The following is a 16830-nucleotide window of genomic DNA, read 5'->3' as shown; positions in this document are numbered from 1 at the left end:
CGAGAGCTAGCGGATCCGCGCTCCCGTGCCATGCAGATGACGTTGTTACTGCCCCGCAGCTTCTGCGCCCCGCGTGCGCGGATCGGGCGCGCCGAGCGGTCCGTTGGGTGTCACGACAATCGAATTGACCGACGTCTGCCCCATCGGCTCGACGATGACGTGGCCCATCGCCTTCAGCTTATCCAGAACATCGCTGGGAAAGCCGCTCTCGACACGCACTTCATCGGGCAACCATTGGTGATGCAGCCGTGGCGCTGCGACGGCGGCCGCAACATCCATCTTGTAGTCGAGCACGTTGACGACGACCTGCAACACGCTTGAAATGATGCGGCTGCCGCCGGGCGAGCCCGTCACCAGCACCGGCTTGCCGTCCTTCAGCACGATGGTCGGTGACATCGAGGACAGCGGCCGCTTGCCGGGGCCCGGCAGATTGGCCTCGAAGCCAACGAGACCGTAGGCATTGGAGGCGCCGATTGCGGCGGTGAAATCGTCGAGCTCGTTGTTGAGCAGCACGCCGGTGCCGTCGGCAACGAGGCCCACGCCGTAGCTGAAGTTCAGCGTATAGGTGTTGCTGACGGCATTGCCGCGTCCATCGACGACGGAGAAATGCGTGGTGTTGCTGCCCTCGCGCGGCGAGGGAGCCGCGGAAACGAGCTCCTTTGACGGCGTGGCGCGCTCGGCGGAGATGCCGGCGCGCAGCTTGGCGGCGTAGTCCTTCGCGACGAGCGTCTCGATCGGTGCGTTGACGAAGGCGGGGTCGCCGAGATAGCGCGCGCGATCCGCATAGGCGCGCTTCATGGCCTCGATCAGAAGATGCAGCGATGCCGGCGATCCCTGCTTCAGATCGGCAAGCTGAAAGCCCTCGAGGATGTTGAGCGTCTCCACCAGCACGACGCCGCCCGACGAAGGCAGCGGCATCGACACGATGTCATAGCCGCGATAGGTGCCGCGCACCGGCGTGCGGGTCACGGCCTGATAGGCCTTCAAATCGGCTGGCGTCATGATGCCGCCGGCGTCCGCCACGGCCTTGGCGAGCTTATCCGCGACCGGTCCCTCATAGAAGCCGCGTGGCCCCAGTGCGGCGACGGCCGACAGCGTTTCAGCGAGATCGCCCTGCACCAGCCTGTCGCCTTCACCGATCGGCGTGCCGTCGGGCCGCGAGAAGATTTTGGCCGAAGACGGCCAGCGAGCCAGCCGCCGGTGCCAGGCCGGCATCGTGTCGGCCATGTCGTCACCGACGACGAAGCCGTCGCGGGCCAGCGCGATGGCGGGCGCGAGCAATTGAGCCAGCGTGAACTGGCCGGAGCCGTATTTTTCCAGCGCGAGGGAAAGACCGGCAACCGTGCCGGGGACGCCGACGCCGAGCGCGGAATCCCGTGACTTCGCAATATCGGGCTTGCCGTCGGCGCCGAGGAAGATTTGCGGCGTGGTCGCCGCCGGCGCCGTCTCGCGGTAATCGATCGTGATGTCTTCGTTGCGGTCCGCGGAATGGATCACCATGAAGCCGCCGCCGCCGATATTGCCGGCACGCGGATAGGTCACGGCCATTGCAAAGCCGGTCGCGACCGCAGCATCGACCGCATTGCCACCGCTCCGCAGGATATCGGCACCGATCTGCGCGGATATCTTCTCCTGCGCTACGACCATGCCGTGCTCGGCGGCGACGGCGCGTACCGTGTCAGGCGCGGCTGGGACATAGGCCCGTCGCGCATCCTGGGCGGCTGCCGGTGACAGACCAAACGCCAGGGCGGCTATGAAGGCGAAAAATGTCCGCCTTGTCGAATATGACGACATCATCAAGCTTCCGCCGTGGCTTCGAACCAGTTCACATGCCTCGCTGCAATGCTATACGGTTTGCCCCAAGAGAGGCAAAACTGTTCGTGATGAGGACTGCGCGATGACGACGATCGCCCCGGATGTGCGCATGGCCGGCGTGGCGCGGACCTATCCGCCGCGCGCCGCCGTCGTCAGCTGGATTTTCTTCGACTGGGCCGCGCAGCCGTATTTCACGCTGATCACGACCTTCGTGTTCGCGCCCTATTTCGCCACCAGCATTGCGCCGAACCCCGCCACCGGCCAATCGCTGTGGGGATTTGCGATGGCGGCCGCGGGCCTTGCGATCGCGTTGATGTCGCCGGTGCTGGGGGCCATCGCGGACGCCTCGGGCCGCCGGAAGCCGTGGATCGCGGGGTTCGGTGCGCTGCTGGTGGCGGCATCCTGCACGCTGTGGATCGGCAAGCCCGGCGATCCCTCCATCATTCCGCCCCTGCTCACCGCAGTCGCGCTCGCCAGCGTCGGCGCGGAATTCGCCACCCTCTTCAACAATGCGATGATGCCGACGCTGGTGCCGCCGGAGCGGATCGGACGGCTCTCCGGCACCGGCTGGGCCACCGGCTATGTCGGCGGGATCGTCAGCCTGATCATCGTGCTCGGCTTCCTCGCGGCCAACCCGCAGACCGGCCGCACATTGCTGGGCTTCACGCCGCTATTCGGGCTCGATCCGGTCAGCCATCAGGGCGATCGCATTGTGGGGCCGCTGACCGGGCTGTGGTTCATCGTCTTCGTGACACCGCTGTTCCTGTTCACGCCGGATTATCCGGCGAAGCGCCCGGTGCGCGAGGCGTTGCGCGAGGGGCTGTGGGAGCTGAGGCAATCGATCAGAGGCTTGCCGCAGCAGAGATCGCTGGCGGCATTTCTGCTCGCCAATATGATCTATACGGATGGTCTGGTGTCGCTGTTCGCCTTCGGCGGCATCTATGCCGCGGGCACCTTCGGCTGGCACACCATCCAGATCGGCACCTTCGGCATCATGCTCGCGATTGCCGGCGCATTTGGCGCATGGTTCGGCGGCAAGCTGGATGATCGTCTCGGGCCGAAGCGCGTCATCGCCGGCAGCTTGCTCGTGCTGCTGCTGTCCGTGGCGGCGATTCTCCTGGTCGACAAGGACAGTGTGTTGTTCATCAAGGTCGCGCCGCCGCAAGCAGACGCTCCCTTGTTCTCGAGCGCGGCCGAGCGCGCCTATCTCGTGCTGGGCTGCTTCATCGGTGCGGCCGGCGGCCCCCTCCAGGCGGCCTCACGCACGCTGCTGATTCACCTCGCTCCGAAGGACCGCATCGCGCAGTATTTCGGCCTGTTCGCGCTGACCGGAAAGGTGACGTCCTTCATCGGACCGTTGCTGATCGGCACGATCACGGCGGTGACCGCGAGCCAGAAGGCCGGCATGGCCGTGCTGGTGGTGTTCTTCGTCGCTGGGCTGGGGCTGTTGATGCGGGTGCGGGATTAGCCGCGGGCCTTCGTAGCCCGGATGAAGCGCAGCGCAATCCGGGAAACCTGTTTCCGTAGAGGCGCTGACCCGGATTTCGCTGCGCTCCATCCGGGCTACGCTTGTGGTGAAAGGCTCAGTGCCGGAAATGCCGCGTGCCCGTGAACACCATGGCGATGCCGTGCTCGTCGGCGGCCTTGATCACCTCGTCGTCGCGCATCGAGCCGCCGGGCTGCACCACCGCGGTGGCGCCGGCCTCGATGCAGGCGAGCATGCCGTCGGCGAAGGGGAAGAACGCATCTGACGCCACCACCGAGCCCTTGGTGAGCGGCTCGGCGAGCTTCAGCTCGCTCGCCGCATCCTGGGCCTTGCGCGCGGCGATGCGCGCCGAATCCACCCGGCTCATCTGGCCGGCGCCGATGCCGACGGTGGCGAGATCCTTGGCGTAGATGATGGTGTTGGACTTGACGTGTTTTGCGACCCGGAACGCAAACTTGAGGTCACGCATTTCAGCGTCGGTCGGCGCACGCTTGGTCACGATCTTGAACGTCATGTCGTCGACGACGGCGTTGTCGCGGCTCTGCACCAGCAGGCCGCCGGCGACCGTCTTGGCGGTGATGCCAGGCGCGCGCGGATCGGGCAGGCTGCCGGCGAGCAGGAGGCGGAGGTTCTTCTTGCCGCCGATGATGGCGATCGCCTCCTCGGTGGCGTCGGGCGCGATGATCACCTCGGTGAAGATCTTTGTGATCTCGCGGGCCGTATCTGCGTCCAGCGGACGATTCATCGCGATGATGCCGCCGAAGGCCGAGGTGGAATCGCAGGCCAGCGCCTTGCGATAGGCGTCGACGAGGTTCGATCCCTCCGCGACGCCGCAGGGGTTGGCGTGCTTGACGATGACGCAGGCGGCGGTGCGTCTGGCGTCGAACTCACCGATGCATTCATAGGCGGCGTCAGTGTCGTTGATGTTGTTGTAGGAGAGCTCCTTGCCCTGGAGCTGCCGTGCGGTGGAGACGCCCGGGCGCTTGTCGGGGGTCGCGTAGAAGGCCGCGGTCTGGTGCGGGTTCTCGCCGTAGCGCAGCGACTGGATCAACTTGCCGCCGAAGGCACGGAAGTCGGGCGCGTCGATCTCGAGCTGGCGATTGAACCAGTTCGAGATCGCGGCATCGTAAGCGCCGGTGCGCGCATAGGCCTTCGCGGCAAGCCGCCGCCGCAGTTTCAGCGTGGTCGCGCCCTTGTTGGCGGCGAGCTCGTCGAGCACGGCCTTGTAGTCATCTGCCTCGACGACAACGGCGACGTCATCATGGTTCTTCGCGGCGGCGCGGATCATCGCGGGGCCGCCAATGTCGATATTCTCGATGCAATCCTCGAAGCCGGCGCCTTTGTCGACGGTCGCCTCGAACGGATAGAGATTGACGACGAGAAGATCGATCGGCGCGATGCCGTGCGCCTTCATCGCGTCCGCGTGCTCCTTATTGTCGCGGATCGCGAGCAGGCCGCCATGCACCTTCGGATGCAAGGTCTTGACGCGACCGTCCATCATCTCGGGGAAGCCGGTGAGGTCGGAGACGTCCTTCACCTTGAGGCCGGCCGCGGCGATCGCTTTTGCCGTGCCGCCGGTCGAAACCAGCTCGACATCATGGGCGGCGAGCGCCTTTGCGAATTCGATCAGGCCGGTTTTGTCGGAGACGGAAAGAAGCGCGCGGGTGACGCGGCGGGGATGGTCAGTCATGAGCAAGATCCTCTGTCGTAAGGAGTGTCTATGCCCAGGCGCGCGGCAGATATGTGTCGCGCTTCCCGATGGTGCTCCATCCAAGGTCGCCAGTCGCGCGAGCGAGGGCTCGATAGCAGTTTTCGGCGTGCTTCACAACGATCAGATAGGGCTGAATCCGTGCGTTTACAGCGGAAGTTCCGGTTCGCGCCGGGCGTTGCGGCGGGCATTGGTGACGGTCGGCGATGCCGTGGAGCGGACAAAGCTCCAGCGGATCGAAGGCGCCTGCCTCGCGTCCTGCCGGATCACGATCTGGGCAGTGCGGCGCGGCCCGTCATTGCCGGCCAGGAACACGCTGTCCTCGAGGTCGACCTTGTCGTCGAGCGCCTCGAAGGTCCAGACGTCGCGGTTCGGCAGCATCAGCATGACGCCGCGCGCATCCGACAGCCGGCTCGCCTTCACTGCCGGATGCAGATGGAAGCGCAGCGCAAAGTCAGCGTCGGCGCCCTTGAAGCGTCCGCCCTGCGGCGGCGACAGCGTGTCCTCGCCGTCGATGCGCGCACCATCATTGGCGATCATCAGCACGCGGCGGTGGATCGCGCCGAATTTGGAAAGATAGCCGTCATGCGAGGTCGTCAGCAGCGTGCCGTTCTGCACGATCTCGCGATAGCTCTCGACCCCGACGGGCCCGCTCGTGACCGGCGAGCCGTGCAGGAGCCGCTTCATCGCCGACATCTCGACGAACTGGCACGACGAAGTATCGTGATAGGTCAGCGTCGAATGCGCCGCGGTGCCGCGGGCGAACGGCCGCCAATTGTCGCGGCCCGTGGTCGGCATGCCGCAATTGGTGACGATGCGGCTGATGCCGGAAGACAGTTCGAACGACAGGCAGCCGGCGTGGGCATCGTGGCTGACGCCGGCTGGCGGCGGCGGGCCGGTGTCGATGATCACAGTGGTCTGGCCGGCATCGAGGCGCTGAAAGCCGGTATGCGGCATGTTTGCCATCGGCGCGCCGTGGGTGTCGTCATAGGCGAGCAGCGTTGCGAGCAGGTCGGACGATGTCGCGCTCATGCCGTTGAACAGCGCGAAATTTCCGTCGCCGTGGCGGAAGAAGCGCAGCATCGGCATCATGCGGTCGATCGCGTTGAGCAGCGCCGGTGGCGGTGCGATGTTGCGCGCAGCAAACGTCTGCCGCAGCGGCAGCAGGTCGATCAGGAGTTCAATCAGCGCCCCCGGATTGCGCGAGATGTGTCCGCCGTCGGGCAGGATCTGCCGCTGCAATTCGTCCGACAGCTTCTTCGATGCGCTGCGGATTTGGCCCGCCTGGTTGGCAAGGCACAAGGCCGCGTAGCACAGCGCCATCAGCACCTGGAGCTTCGGCACCCCGTCGGGAATGTTGACCATGGTGTAGCGCAGGAAGCGGATCTCGCGCGCGAGGGCGCGCAGGTAACGGCGGTAGAACTTGTTGTCGGTCTCGTTGAGCACCAACGGCGCCTGCGACAGCAGCGAGATCACGCGCCGGGCCAGCACGTCGGCACGTCGGGCGACCGGCCGGCGCTTGTTGGCGGGGTTGGCGATCCAGTCCTCGATCAGCGCGCGCGCATTCGCCCGTGTCAGCGCGGTGTCGGCGGCGCGCAAATGGCGCAGCCAGCCGAAGCCGAGCAGCGCGACTTCCCAATCCTCCGACGGCGGCTCGAGATCGAAGATCGAACGGCCGTGGCAATTGACGATCTTGCCGGCGAAGACGAAGCGGCCGGCATAGATTTCAGCGGCGCGAGTCGCATCCGCGGTGCGCAGATCATGCGGCGCGATGATCAGCCGGTCGGTGCGGCCGGGCCAGACCCGCGACAGCGCAACGGAACCGCCGCTCGCGCGCGCGAGCATGTTCCGCGCGAAGCGGTTCATGACCAGCGTCGAGATACGTCTGCGTTGAGCGACCGACACGCTTTGCCTTGAAGGGGGAGAGGATTCCGACGAATCCCTATTAATCCCAAAATCGGACGTCTGACACCACCTTGAACGTGTGCGAATCAGCGTCGCGGCCGCAAAATCCGGTGCAAAATCAGGATTTAATGAGCCGGGTCGCGAAAAACCCGTCGAGCCCGCCGAGCTTGGGATCGGCGTTCGGCAGATGGCTGGGCAGGGTGCGCAGATCGCCGTCCCCTGTGATGATTTCGTCGAGGCCCGCGACTTCCGACGCCTCGATCGGGACGCGGCGAAGCGCGGGTTCGCTTGCCAGCAGCGTGGCCACGGCCTGCTCGCCCTCTTCGGGTTCCAGCGAGCAGGTACAGTAGACCAGCGTGCCGCCCGGCTTGAGCAACGATACCGATTTTCGCAGCAGCCGCTGCTGCAGCACAGTCATGGCGGTGACATCGGATTCCTGCCGCAGCCATGCCACATCGGGATGACGGCGGATCGTGCCGGTCGAGGTGCAGGGCGCATCGATCAAAATACCGTCGAAGCCTTCGGCAGGGCCGGCCCATTCCACGGCGTCAGCGACGACGGTCTCGGCCTGGAGCGACAGCCGCGCCAGGTTTTCACGCAGCCGCGTCACCCGGGCTGGCGAGCGGTCAATCGCCGTGACATGCGCGCCGGCATGCACCAGTTGCGCGGTCTTGCCGCCGGGGGCGGCGCAGAGATCGGCAATGGACTTGCCCTTGACGTCGCCGAACAGCAGGGCCGGCAGCGCGGCGGCGGCGTCCTGCACCCACCATTGTCCCTCGGCAAAGCCGGGCAGCATGGTCACCGAGCCGTGCAGCAGCATCCGCACCGTCCCGGTCGGCAGCGTCTCGCCGTGCAGGCGGCTCGCCCATTGCGCGGCATCGGATTTCACCGTGAGATCGAGCGACGGCTCGTGGCCGAGCGCCAGCGCCATCTCCCTTGCGGTTGCTTCGCCATAATGCGCGCTCCAGCGCGCGAGCAGCCATGGCGGCAGATCCAGCGATTGCGCGGCGACCTCCTCGACCAGCGCCGTGCCCTCGCGCGCGCAGCGGCGCAGCACGGCATTGACGAGGCCGGCATAGCGCGCGGCGCGCCGGTCGGATTGCACCAGGCGAACGGAGAGGTCGACGGCCGCGTGATCCGGCACGTCCATCCAGAGGATCTGCGCCGCGCCGATCAGGAGCGCGCTTTGCGCGCGCGGCGCATCGGAGGGGATGCCCTTGTCGAGCAGGCGGGACAGCACATGGCCGAGCGTGCCGAGCCGGCGCAGCACCGTGGCGACCAGGCGCCGCATCAGCGCGCGGTCGCGGTCGGCCAGCGTCTTCAGTCCGGGATGGGCGCCGCTGCCGTCGAGTTGGTCATCGAGCGTGCGGTGCTTGTGCAGCACGCCGTCGACGATGTCGGCGGCAATCCGTCGCGCCGCGAGACCGGGCACTTCGGACGGAGGGGCGAAACGTTGAGATGGCATGCGGAAGCAAGGTTCTGAGCGAGCGGCAGTTCCGCCGCAATGGGCGCATGCCTTGAGAACCCAATCTCTGGCACGCGAATATGCCAAATGTAAGAATCGCTTCCGGCTTTTTCAGCCCTTCCGGGCCGATTTCAGGAATGCGTTATTGGACATCGCGTTGCGGCTCGTCCTGCGCTAGAAAGCCTGACGATGAGTGACCAGTCTCCCGTTTCCGACCGCAAACAGCTCACGCCGGCAGCCAAGCGCGCGCTGGCCGAAGCCGAGGCGCGCCGGCAGGCCGCGGCCGTGCAGGCCAAGGAGGACGGCAAGGCGGCGCCGAAGGAATTGCAGGGGCCCAAGGGACCCGAGCCGACCCGCTACGGCGACTGGGAGCGCAAGGGCATCGCCTCCGACTTCTGAGCGATCGCCGGTCCGAAGGCTGTCCGCCTTTGCTGCTAAAGGTCTTGCCACTAAAGGTAATCATTCTCCCTGAGATAGCGGATGATGCGCTCGCAGGCCGCGTCAGTCGACATTTCTGACGTGTCGACGGTGATCTCCGGCGCCTGCGGCGTCTCGTAGGGATGATCGATGCCGGTGAACGACGGCAGCTCTCCCGCCCGTGCCTTGCGATAGAGCCCCTTGGGATCGCGATGCTCACATTCGGCGAGCGGGGTCGCGACATGGATCTCAATGAACTCGCCTGTCTCGACCCGCCCGCGCGCCAGCTCGCGCTCGCTGCGGAACGGTGAGATCAGCGCGACCAGCGCGATCATGCCGGCGTCGACGAACAGCGCCGCGATCTCCGCGGTGCGTCGGACGTTCTCCGCCCTGTCCGCGGTGGAGAAGCCGAGGTCGCGGTTGATGCCGTGACGGAGATTGTCGCCGTCGAGCAGTACGGCGTGGCGTCCGAGTTCGGCAAGCCTGCGATCGACGAGATCGGCGATTGTCGATTTGCCGGCACCGCTCAGCCCTGTGAACCAGAGCACGCAGGGCCGCTGCTGCTTCAGCCGCGCCCGCACGGATTTGTCGACGGCAAGCCGTTGCCAATGAATGTTGGTGGCGCGGCGGAGCGAGAGGTCGATCATTCCCGCTGCGGCGGTGCGGTGGCTGATCGGATCGACGAGAATGAAGCTGCCCATGTCGCGGTCGTCGCGATAGGCCTCGAACACCAAGGGACGGTCGAGGCTGAGATGGGCGTAGCCGATCTGGTTGGCGTCGAGCGTGGCGGCGTTTTCATGCGCCATGGTGTCGATGGCGATGCGGTGCTTGAGCGTCGTGATCACCGCGCCGGTCGAGGCCGCGCCGCATTTGAGCAAATAGCGACGGCCCGCGACCATGGCCTCGTCGTCGAACCAGACCAGATGCGCCGCCAGTTGATCGGAGACCTGTGGCGCGGGTCCCGCCGTCAGAACGTCGCCGCGACTGACGTCGATCTCGTCGGTCAATGTGAGCGTCACCGATTCGCCCGCCGCAGCCCGATCGCGCTCGCCGCCGGGCGTGAGAATGCGCGCGATGCGCGTCTGGCGGCCCGAGGGCTGCACGGTGATGGTCTCGCCGGTCGCGATCGTTCCGCTGGCGATCCGGCCGCAGAAGCCGCGAAACTCCGCATGCGGCCGGTTGACCCATTGCACCGGCAACCGGAACGGCCGCTGCGAGACATCGCCGGAAACGTCGACCGATTCCAGATAGGCCGTCACCGTCGGCCCGGTGTACCAGGGCATCCGCGCGCTGGCCGTGACGATGTTGTCGCCGTCGCGTGCGACGACCGGAATGCACTGGACCTGCGGGATTCCGAGCTGTCCGGCCATGGTCAGGTATTCGGCAGTGATGGCCGCAAAGCGATCCCCGTCGAATCCGATCAGGTCCATCTTGTTCACGGCGAGCACGACGTGACGGATACCCAACAGCGACAGGATGTGGCTGTGGCGCCGCGTCTGCGTGATCACGCCCTTGCGGGCATCGACCAGCACCACGGCAAGTTCGGCGTTGGAGGCGCCGGTCGCCATGTTGCGCGTGTACTGCGCATGCCCCGGCGTGTCGGCGACGATGAAGCGGCGCAGCTTGGTCGCGAAGAAGCGGTAGGCGACGTCGATCGTGATGCCCTGCTCGCGCTCGGCCTGCAAGCCGTCGACCAGCAGCGCGAAATCGAAATCGCCACCGGTGGTGCCGATCGTCCGGCTTTCGGACGCCAGCGCGTCGATCTGATCGTCGAGCAGCGTCTTGGAATCGTAGAGCAGCCGGCCAACCAGCGTGCTCTTGCCGTCGTCGACGCTGCCGCAAGTGACGAAACGCAGCGTCGGACGATCATCCTGTTCGAGCCGCGGCGCATCGGAGGCGGCGATCGTGGGGGCCTCGTGATAGGACATCAGAAGTAGCCTTGCGCTTTCTTGCGCTCCATCGATGCGGGACTGTCCCGGTCGATCATGCGTCCCTGCCGCTCGGAGGTGCGCGACGCCATCATCTCGAGCACGATCTCTGGCAATGTTGCCGCGGTCGAGACCGTGGCGCCGCTGAGCGGATAGCAGCCGAGGGTGCGAAACCTGACGGAGCGCCATCGCGGCTCTTCGCCTGCAAGCAGCGGCATCCGTTCGTCGTCCACCATGATCAGCGCGCCGTCGCGCTCGACCACCGGGCGCGAAGCCGCCAGATAGAGCGGAACGATCGGGATGTCCTCGGCGAGGAGGTAGTCCCAGACGTCGAGCTCGGTCCAGTTCGACAGCGGAAACACCCGCATGCTCTCGCCGGGCGCCAGCATCGTGTTGTACAGGCTCCACAGCTCGGGCCGCTGGTTCTTCGGATCCCAGCGATGTGCCGCGCTCCGGTGCGAGAACACGCGCTCCTTGGCGCGCGATTTCTCCTCGTCGCGCCGCGCGCCTCCGATCGCGGCGTCGAAGCCGTGGAGGTCCAGCGCCTGCCGCAACGCCTGCGTCTTCATAACGTCGGTGTAGCGGGCTGAGCCGTGGGTGAAGGGGTCGATGCCCTGGCTCAAGCCGTCATTGTTGGTATGGACGATCAGGTCGATGCCGAGTTCGCGCGCGCGGCGGTCGCGAAACGCGATCATCTCGCGGAATTTCCATGTCGTGTCGACATGCAGCAGCGGAAACGGCGGCTTGCCGGGATGAAAGGCCTTCATCGCCAGGTGCAGTAGCACCGAGGAGTCCTTGCCGATCGAATACAGCATCACCGGCTTGCGGAATTCGGCCGCCGTCTCCCGCAAGATGTGGATGCTTTCCGCCTCCAGGCGCCGGAGATGACTGGCGGCGTGAAGCGGCTCGCGGCCGGTTCTTTCAAGGAGGGCGGGCTCGGTGCTCGTGGGAATGTCCAGCATGCTGATCACGCGGCCTCGGCGAACCATTCGCCGAACAGATGCGCCGACGTTGCGGCATTCAGGCCGAGGTCGCGGACGCACGCCGCGACCGAAGCTCGATAGGCGTCATTGACCCCGCAGCGCTCCAGAATCTCCAGCTGAGCTTCGCTCATCGAGGCCGTCGCGCGACGCTGGTAGCGATAGGCGCTATCGGAGGTGTGCAGATTGGGCACCTTGTAGATCGTCGCTTCGCTCGGGAAGATGACGCGCGCGTTGTTTGCTTGCGCGTCTCCCGGTTCCTGCCATGACGTCACGGCATTCTCGGTAAAGCTGTTCGAAAGGCCGAGGCGGTCGAACAAGACGCGCACCGACGACAGCGCCTCCTTGCTTACCTCGTAGACGTAGTGCGTGACGGGAACGCCGTGTTGTTGCGCGTAACTTGCGACGCGGGCCGCGCTCAGTGCGGCAACGACATAGTGCCGCAGCAATGTGTCTTCGGGCGCGCGCGAAATCAGCTTCTCGAGCCATGACGCCAGCGAACTCGCCGGCTCGCGGTCGAGCATGATGAGATGCAGACGGTGGCGCGGATAGCCTGCCTCCACCAAGAGCTGCAGCGGATTGAACAAGCTCTCGGCAAGGACGTAGGGCCCGATCGTTTCCTTGCTGAAGATGTGCGGCTCGTCGCTTGCCGAGGGGATGATCCAGGGCGCCAGCGGGCGGCCGACGAGCGCGTCGCGCAGGATCGCCTTCAGCGGTTGATAATATGAAGGCATGCCGGTCATGCCGAACAGATTGCTGAGGGCGGTCGATCCGACTCTGGCCTTGCCGCATGCAAAATAGAGCATCGGAAAGTCCTGCGCCGGACGATGCAGGAAATCCTCGGCGAGGCAGTCCGTCACTTCACGCATCAACGTCGCGAGCGCGACGGCTCTGGTCTGGAATTCGCCCACTGGGGACAGCAGCATGGTGTCGAGGGAACTGTGCTGCTGCCGAACGAGATCGGCCATTCGTTCGAGCGAATCGGCGGAAATTGCGTCGATGTTCATGTCGGGGGCCCACTGCAGGGAGTTCCACGAGCGATTGCTCGTGAGATCTCTTCCAACCTACAGTTGTCCATGGTGCCGGACAATTCCGGGGAATCCCGGAGGCGCTATCCATATGCGACGAGCATTGAAGAACTGCTCGTCGCCGCTACGCCGTTTCATGCCGCGCGCACGGTGGTGAGGAACTTCTCGACTTCCGTCTTCAAGAGGCTGCTTTCACTCGACAGCGAGCGCGCCGATGCCAACACCTGCCCCGACGCCGCGCCGGTCGCGCTCGCGCCATGACTGACCTGGGCGATCTTGTCTGCGACTTCGACGGTTCCCTTGGCGGCTTCGCTGACGTTGCGCGCAATCTCGGCCGTCGCTGCACCCTGTTCTTCGATCGTCGCTGCAATGGTGGACGAAATGTCTGAAATGCGGGCGATGGTCGCGCCGATTTCCTTGATCGCTCCGACGGAGTCCTCGGTTGCCGATTGCATGCCGGCGATCTGCGCGCTGATCTCTTCGGTCGCTCGCGCGGTTTGCGCCGCGAGCGCCTTCACCTCGCTCGCCACGACTGCAAAGCCGCGGCCGGATTCGCCGGCGCGCGCCGCCTCGATCGTTGCGTTCAGCGCCAGGAGGTTGGTCTGTTCGGCAATCGCGGTGATCAATTTGACGACGTCGCCAATTCGGCCCGCCGCCTTGAGCAGTTCATTGATCCGGACGTCGGTGCGCTCCGCCTGCCTGACCGCTTCGCTGGCGATGCGGCTGGAATCGTGGACCTGGCGGCCGATCTCGACGACCGAGGTGCTCATTTCCTCGGCGGCGGACGCGACCGCTCCGACATTGGTGGAGGCTTCCTCCGAGGCCGCCGCGACCATTCCGGAGAGTTGCTGGGTCTCTTCCGCGGTTCCCGACAGCGTACCGGCGGCTGCCTCGAGCTGCTGGGAGGCTGCTGACACGGAGTCGATGATGCCGCCGACCGCGGCTTCGAACACGCCGGCGAGCTGGGCCATTTCTTCCTTGCGCTGAGCGGCCGCAGCGGCTTCCTGATTCTTCTGTTCGACCTCCATCTGCTCGATACGGATCAGGTTTTCCTTGAAGGTCTGAGCCGCGCGAGCGTTGTCGCCGACCTCATCGCCGCGGCGCGTGTAGGGAATCTCGACCGCCTTGTTGCCGCCGGCGAGCTGGAGAAGCACGTCGCCGATGCGCCGGATCGGCCGGGCGATGTTCGACACGGAAAAGACGGCGGACCCGATCAACGTCAGAACGACGAAGACGCCGACGATCAATGCGAAGGTGGCGACGCGGTCGAGTTCGGCCAGCATCTCGCCCTTGCGGCGCGCCGCGAATTCGTTGGCAACGCCGACCAGATCGTCGATCCGTTTGCTGACTTCCAGGGCTGCCGGACGCATACGCTCTGCGAGAATGGTTGCCTTCGTCGAGTCTGCCGCAGTCCTGGCGCCGCCGGAGGGGGCGCCAATGACGGACTTTTGCGCCCCCGCCAGTTCAATGCCGCTGGCCAGATACGCATCGACGAATTTCTTGGTCTCACGATAGGCGTCCTGGGTGACCTTGCGGGTCGCCCGGTCGGTCGCCGCATCGATTTCCGCGCCGGCTTCGCCTGCTCGCGCGCGGAGATTCTCGAGGAGCTTGTCAACCTCTCCGGCTGACGAGGCGGAGCTGATCTCGAGAGCTGCGAGCTGCGCCCGCGCCATTGCCGTCTGCGCCGCTTGCGCATTGCCTTTGTTGAGATAGTTGATCGTGACCAGGCGATTGGATTCGGCGATCGACCGGTTGCCGAGCATCTGGTTGGTCAGCATGCCGCAGACCAGCACAACGCTCACGCCGGTGACGATGCCGAGCTTTGTTCCAATGCGAAACCTGAATGACCCCACCGCTCATCTCCTCGCTTTGCTGTATAACAGGTATTCGCAACCAATGATTGAGATTTGGGTAATATTCGCGGATCTCCAGTAGAACTACGGCCGACGTATCCGACAATGGAATTTTCCTGCATGGTTCCGCTATGTGCGCGCTCGTGCTTTGAGTTCCCCCGACTCTGTCCTAGCGTGAGTTGATGCGTTTCCAGGACCGACCCAATTCCTATCGGCCGCAATTCGGCGGCTCGCCGTTCGGTCGGCGCTTCTCCGGATTATTGCCGTGGATGTTCGTGGTGGGCATCGCGCTGGCCGTCGTGCTCACCTTCCGCCACGGAATGGGCTGGCTAATTCCGGACACGGATGGCGATCGCACGCGGAACGCCGAGATCGTTCTCGAGCAAGCGCGCCATCCCGATGTTCGCGAGCCGGTCGACGTCATTCGCACCGTCGACGGCGACACCTTTCTCGCGCGGGTTCGTCAGCGCGGCGGCCGCGATCTCGTCGTGCGGGTTCGGTTGCGCGGCATCGACGCGCCCGAGATGAAAGCGTCTTGCCGGGAGGAGCAGGACAAGGCCGAAGCCGCGGCCCGCGCATTGCGCGATCTGCTCGGTCAGGGCGACGTGACGATCGCCAATCTCGGCCCTGACAAATACGGCCGCGTTCTCGCCGACGTCGCGACCCGGCGGACTGCGAACGTTTCGGCGGCATTGCTCGCCGGCGGTTTTGCGCGAAGCTACAACGGCGGCCATCGCGACGGCTGGTGCGCGCGCAGCTGGCGCTTCTGGTAACGAAAAAGCCGCGTCTCCGGACGCGGCCTTTTCTTGTCTTGCCTTGATCCCGGCGATCAGCGCGTCACGACCACCGTCGTGCCGACGGAGACGCGGCCATAGAGATCGGTGATGTCATCGTTGAGCATGCGGATGCAGCCATAGGAGACGAAACCGCCGATCGAGCCCGGCACGTTGGTGCCGTGGATGGCGTATTCACCGCCGGCCAGCGTCATCGCCGCGACGCCCATCGGGTTGCGCGGCGAGCCGCCGGGAATGACGTCAGGGATGCTCGGCTTGTCGCGCTTCACCTCGGCGGGCGGCGACCAGGCCGGATTGCGGTACTTGCCGTCGATGCGGGTGGTGCCGGCCCACTGCTTGCCGGACTTGCCGACGCCGACCGGATAGCGCACGGCGTGTCCGTTATCGAGGACGAGATAAAGCCGCCGCTCGCTGGTTTTGACCACGATCGTGCCCGGAGAATAGTCGGCCAGATGTGCCCCAACCATTTCCGGCCGCGCCTGCGCCGCCGTCGACATCAAGACCCCAGCCCCGATGGTGGCGACGAGCGCGACTACAATCCTAATCGACATCGATTTTCCCCTAGCCCGAACGGATCGTCCAAAATTACGCAGAACCGGCAATCGCCAGCTGGCCACGTCCTTGTCAGGGGACATTCTTAACCGCGCCCGTTAACCGGTTGGTTTCCACGCACGGCTGCCAAGGGCCAGTCAGCAGGGGGAACAAAGGAAATGTTCGAAATAAAGTAAATGACCTGAAAACAACACTCGGCGGGAAAGATGCGGCCGCACCGGCCCGCCCGCTGACGAGTGCGTGAGGATGTGAACGGCCGTTGTTTTGGGGCCTCGGTGTGAAAGGCAGTCTCGTGTCCCGGACAAGGCGCAGCGCGCAGCGGTGCGCCGCAGAGCCGGCACCCAGTTCTTCTCTTCGTGCGCGGCTCGATGGGCCCCGGCTCAGCAGCGCACCGCGAAGTGCGCGCTGCGCTGCGTCCGGGGCACGAGCTTGCCTTACGCCGGCTTCCGGTTCTGCCGGTTCTTGACGAGATCATCGACCACGGCGGGATCGGCCAGCGTCGAGGTATCGCCCAGGCTGCCCGGTTCGTCCTCGGCGATCTTGCGCAGGATGCGGCGCATGATTTTGCCGGAGCGGGTCTTGGGCAGACCCGGCGCGAACTGGATTTGATCCGGGGATGCGATCGGGCCGATCTCCTTGCGCACCCAGGTGACGAGCTCCTTGCGCAGGTCCTCGGTCGGCTGCACGCCGGCCATCAAGGTGACATAGGCGTAGATGCCCTGGCCCTTGATGTCGTGCGGGAAGCCGACCACTGCAGCCTCCGAGACTTTCTCATGCGCCACCAGCGCGCTCTCGACTTCCGCGGTGCCCATGCGGTGGCCGGACACGTTGATGACGTCGTCGACGCGGCCGGTGATCCAGTAATAGCCGTCGGCGTCGCGGCGGCAGCCGTCGCCGGT

The 16830-nt window shown here is 65.5% G+C and carries 13 protein-coding genes and 1 riboswitch; of the genes, 3 read left to right on the top strand and 10 right to left on the bottom strand.

The features are described from left to right. Window positions 1-45: 45 nt before the first annotated feature. A complete protein-coding gene (gene ggt, locus BM190_RS00065) occupies window positions 46-1797 on the bottom strand; it encodes a gamma-glutamyltransferase (RefSeq protein ID WP_092251290.1) in 1752 nt (583 codons plus the stop codon). A 100-nt stretch (window positions 1798-1897) separates the two neighbouring features. Between ggt and BM190_RS00060 the strand changes: the two genes are divergently transcribed. Further along, window positions 1898-3283, top strand: coding sequence for an MFS transporter (locus BM190_RS00060; RefSeq protein WP_092251289.1), 1386 nt, complete (start codon window positions 1898-1900; stop codon window positions 3281-3283). 115 nt (window positions 3284-3398) lie between these two features. On the opposite strand, the gene purH is transcribed toward BM190_RS00060, so the two are convergent. From purH to BM190_RS00045, 3 genes are all read right to left on the bottom strand, one after another. After that, window positions 3399-4991, bottom strand: coding sequence for a bifunctional phosphoribosylaminoimidazolecarboxamide formyltransferase/IMP cyclohydrolase (gene purH / locus BM190_RS00055; RefSeq protein WP_092251288.1), 1593 nt, complete (start codon window positions 4989-4991; stop codon window positions 3399-3401). A 25-nt stretch (window positions 4992-5016) separates the two neighbouring features. After that, window positions 5017-5098: riboswitch (ZMP/ZTP riboswitch) on the bottom strand. 58 nt (window positions 5099-5156) lie between these two features. Continuing rightward, window positions 5157-6875, bottom strand: a complete 1719-nt coding sequence (locus tag BM190_RS00050) for a heparinase II/III family protein (RefSeq protein ID WP_177236830.1) — start codon at window positions 6873-6875, stop codon at window positions 5157-5159. A gap of 157 nt (window positions 6876-7032) precedes the next feature. Beyond that, window positions 7033-8379 carry an RsmB/NOP family class I SAM-dependent RNA methyltransferase gene (locus tag BM190_RS00045; protein WP_092251286.1) on the bottom strand — a complete coding sequence of 449 codons (1347 nt, stop codon included), beginning with the start codon at window positions 8377-8379 and terminating at the stop codon, window positions 7033-7035. Between the two features lie 189 nt (window positions 8380-8568). Here BM190_RS00045 and BM190_RS00040 point away from each other — a divergent pair, with 189 nt between their 5' ends. Continuing rightward, window positions 8569-8778 (top strand): DUF1674 domain-containing protein, encoded by a 210-nt coding sequence (locus tag BM190_RS00040; RefSeq protein ID WP_092251284.1) that lies wholly within the window; start codon window positions 8569-8571, stop codon window positions 8776-8778. 50 nt (window positions 8779-8828) lie between these two features. Here BM190_RS00040 and cysC read toward each other — a convergent pair whose 3' ends face one another. From cysC to BM190_RS00020, 4 genes are all read right to left on the bottom strand, one after another. Next, window positions 8829-10724, bottom strand: a complete 1896-nt coding sequence (gene cysC, locus BM190_RS00035; protein ID WP_092251282.1) for an adenylyl-sulfate kinase — start codon at window positions 10722-10724, stop codon at window positions 8829-8831. Next, window positions 10724-11686: a sulfate adenylyltransferase subunit CysD gene (gene cysD, locus BM190_RS00030; RefSeq protein WP_092251892.1), complete on the bottom strand. Its 963-nt coding sequence runs from the start codon at window positions 11684-11686 to the stop codon at window positions 10724-10726. The genes cysC and cysD overlap by 1 nt, the downstream gene beginning before the upstream one ends. Before the next feature lie 5 nt (window positions 11687-11691). Further along, complete coding sequence (locus tag BM190_RS00025) at window positions 11692-12711, bottom strand: sulfotransferase family protein (RefSeq protein ID WP_092251280.1); 1020 nt, start codon at window positions 12709-12711, stop codon at window positions 11692-11694. 155 nt (window positions 12712-12866) lie between these two features. Further along, window positions 12867-14585: a methyl-accepting chemotaxis protein gene (locus tag BM190_RS00020; protein WP_092251279.1), complete on the bottom strand. Its 1719-nt coding sequence runs from the start codon at window positions 14583-14585 to the stop codon at window positions 12867-12869. A 182-nt stretch (window positions 14586-14767) separates the two neighbouring features. On the opposite strand from BM190_RS00020, the gene BM190_RS00015 reads away from it, so the two are divergent. Beyond that, window positions 14768-15358, top strand: a complete 591-nt coding sequence (locus BM190_RS00015; protein WP_092251278.1) for a thermonuclease family protein — start codon at window positions 14768-14770, stop codon at window positions 15356-15358. Between the two features lie 56 nt (window positions 15359-15414). On the opposite strand, the gene BM190_RS00010 is transcribed toward BM190_RS00015, so the two are convergent. Continuing rightward, window positions 15415-15930, bottom strand: a complete 516-nt coding sequence (locus BM190_RS00010; RefSeq protein WP_092251276.1) for a L,D-transpeptidase — start codon at window positions 15928-15930, stop codon at window positions 15415-15417. A 435-nt stretch (window positions 15931-16365) separates the two neighbouring features. Continuing rightward, the coding region (locus BM190_RS00005; RefSeq protein WP_143108989.1) for an AMP-binding enzyme at window positions 16366-16830 on the bottom strand (465 nt) is incomplete at its 5' end.

The organism is Bradyrhizobium sp. Rc3b (assembly GCF_900114915.1).
Lineage (GTDB): Bacteria > Pseudomonadota > Alphaproteobacteria > Rhizobiales > Xanthobacteraceae > Bradyrhizobium.
The sequence above is the reverse complement of the archived record's forward strand: the minus strand, read 5'-3'. Positions and strand labels throughout refer to the sequence as shown.

Bases quoted from the DNA above. Each gene is read 5' to 3' on its own strand.
- BM190_RS00025 (WP_092251280.1), bottom strand. From the start codon at position 12,711: ATGAACATCGACGCAATTTCCGCCGATTCGCTCGAACGAATGGCCGAT.
- BM190_RS00060 (WP_092251289.1), top strand. From the start codon at position 1,898: ATGACGACGATCGCCCCGGATGTGCGCATGGCCGGCGTGGCGCGGACC.
- BM190_RS00040 (WP_092251284.1), top strand. From the start codon at position 8,569: ATGAGTGACCAGTCTCCCGTTTCCGACCGCAAACAGCTCACGCCGGCA.
- purH (WP_092251288.1), bottom strand. From the start codon at position 4,991: ATGACTGACCATCCCCGCCGCGTCACCCGCGCGCTTCTTTCCGTCTCC.
- BM190_RS00015 (WP_092251278.1), top strand. From the start codon at position 14,768: ATGCGTTTCCAGGACCGACCCAATTCCTATCGGCCGCAATTCGGCGGC.
- BM190_RS00050 (WP_177236830.1), bottom strand. From the start codon at position 6,875: ATGAACCGCTTCGCGCGGAACATGCTCGCGCGCGCGAGCGGCGGTTCC.
- BM190_RS00045 (WP_092251286.1), bottom strand. From the start codon at position 8,379: ATGCCATCTCAACGTTTCGCCCCTCCGTCCGAAGTGCCCGGTCTCGCG.
- ggt (WP_092251290.1), bottom strand. From the start codon at position 1,797: ATGATGTCGTCATATTCGACAAGGCGGACATTTTTCGCCTTCATAGCC.
- BM190_RS00010 (WP_092251276.1), bottom strand. From the start codon at position 15,930: ATGTCGATTAGGATTGTAGTCGCGCTCGTCGCCACCATCGGGGCTGGG.
- cysC (WP_092251282.1), bottom strand. From the start codon at position 10,724: ATGTCCTATCACGAGGCCCCCACGATCGCCGCCTCCGATGCGCCGCGG.
- cysD (WP_092251892.1), bottom strand. From the start codon at position 11,686: ATGCTGGACATTCCCACGAGCACCGAGCCCGCCCTCCTTGAAAGAACC.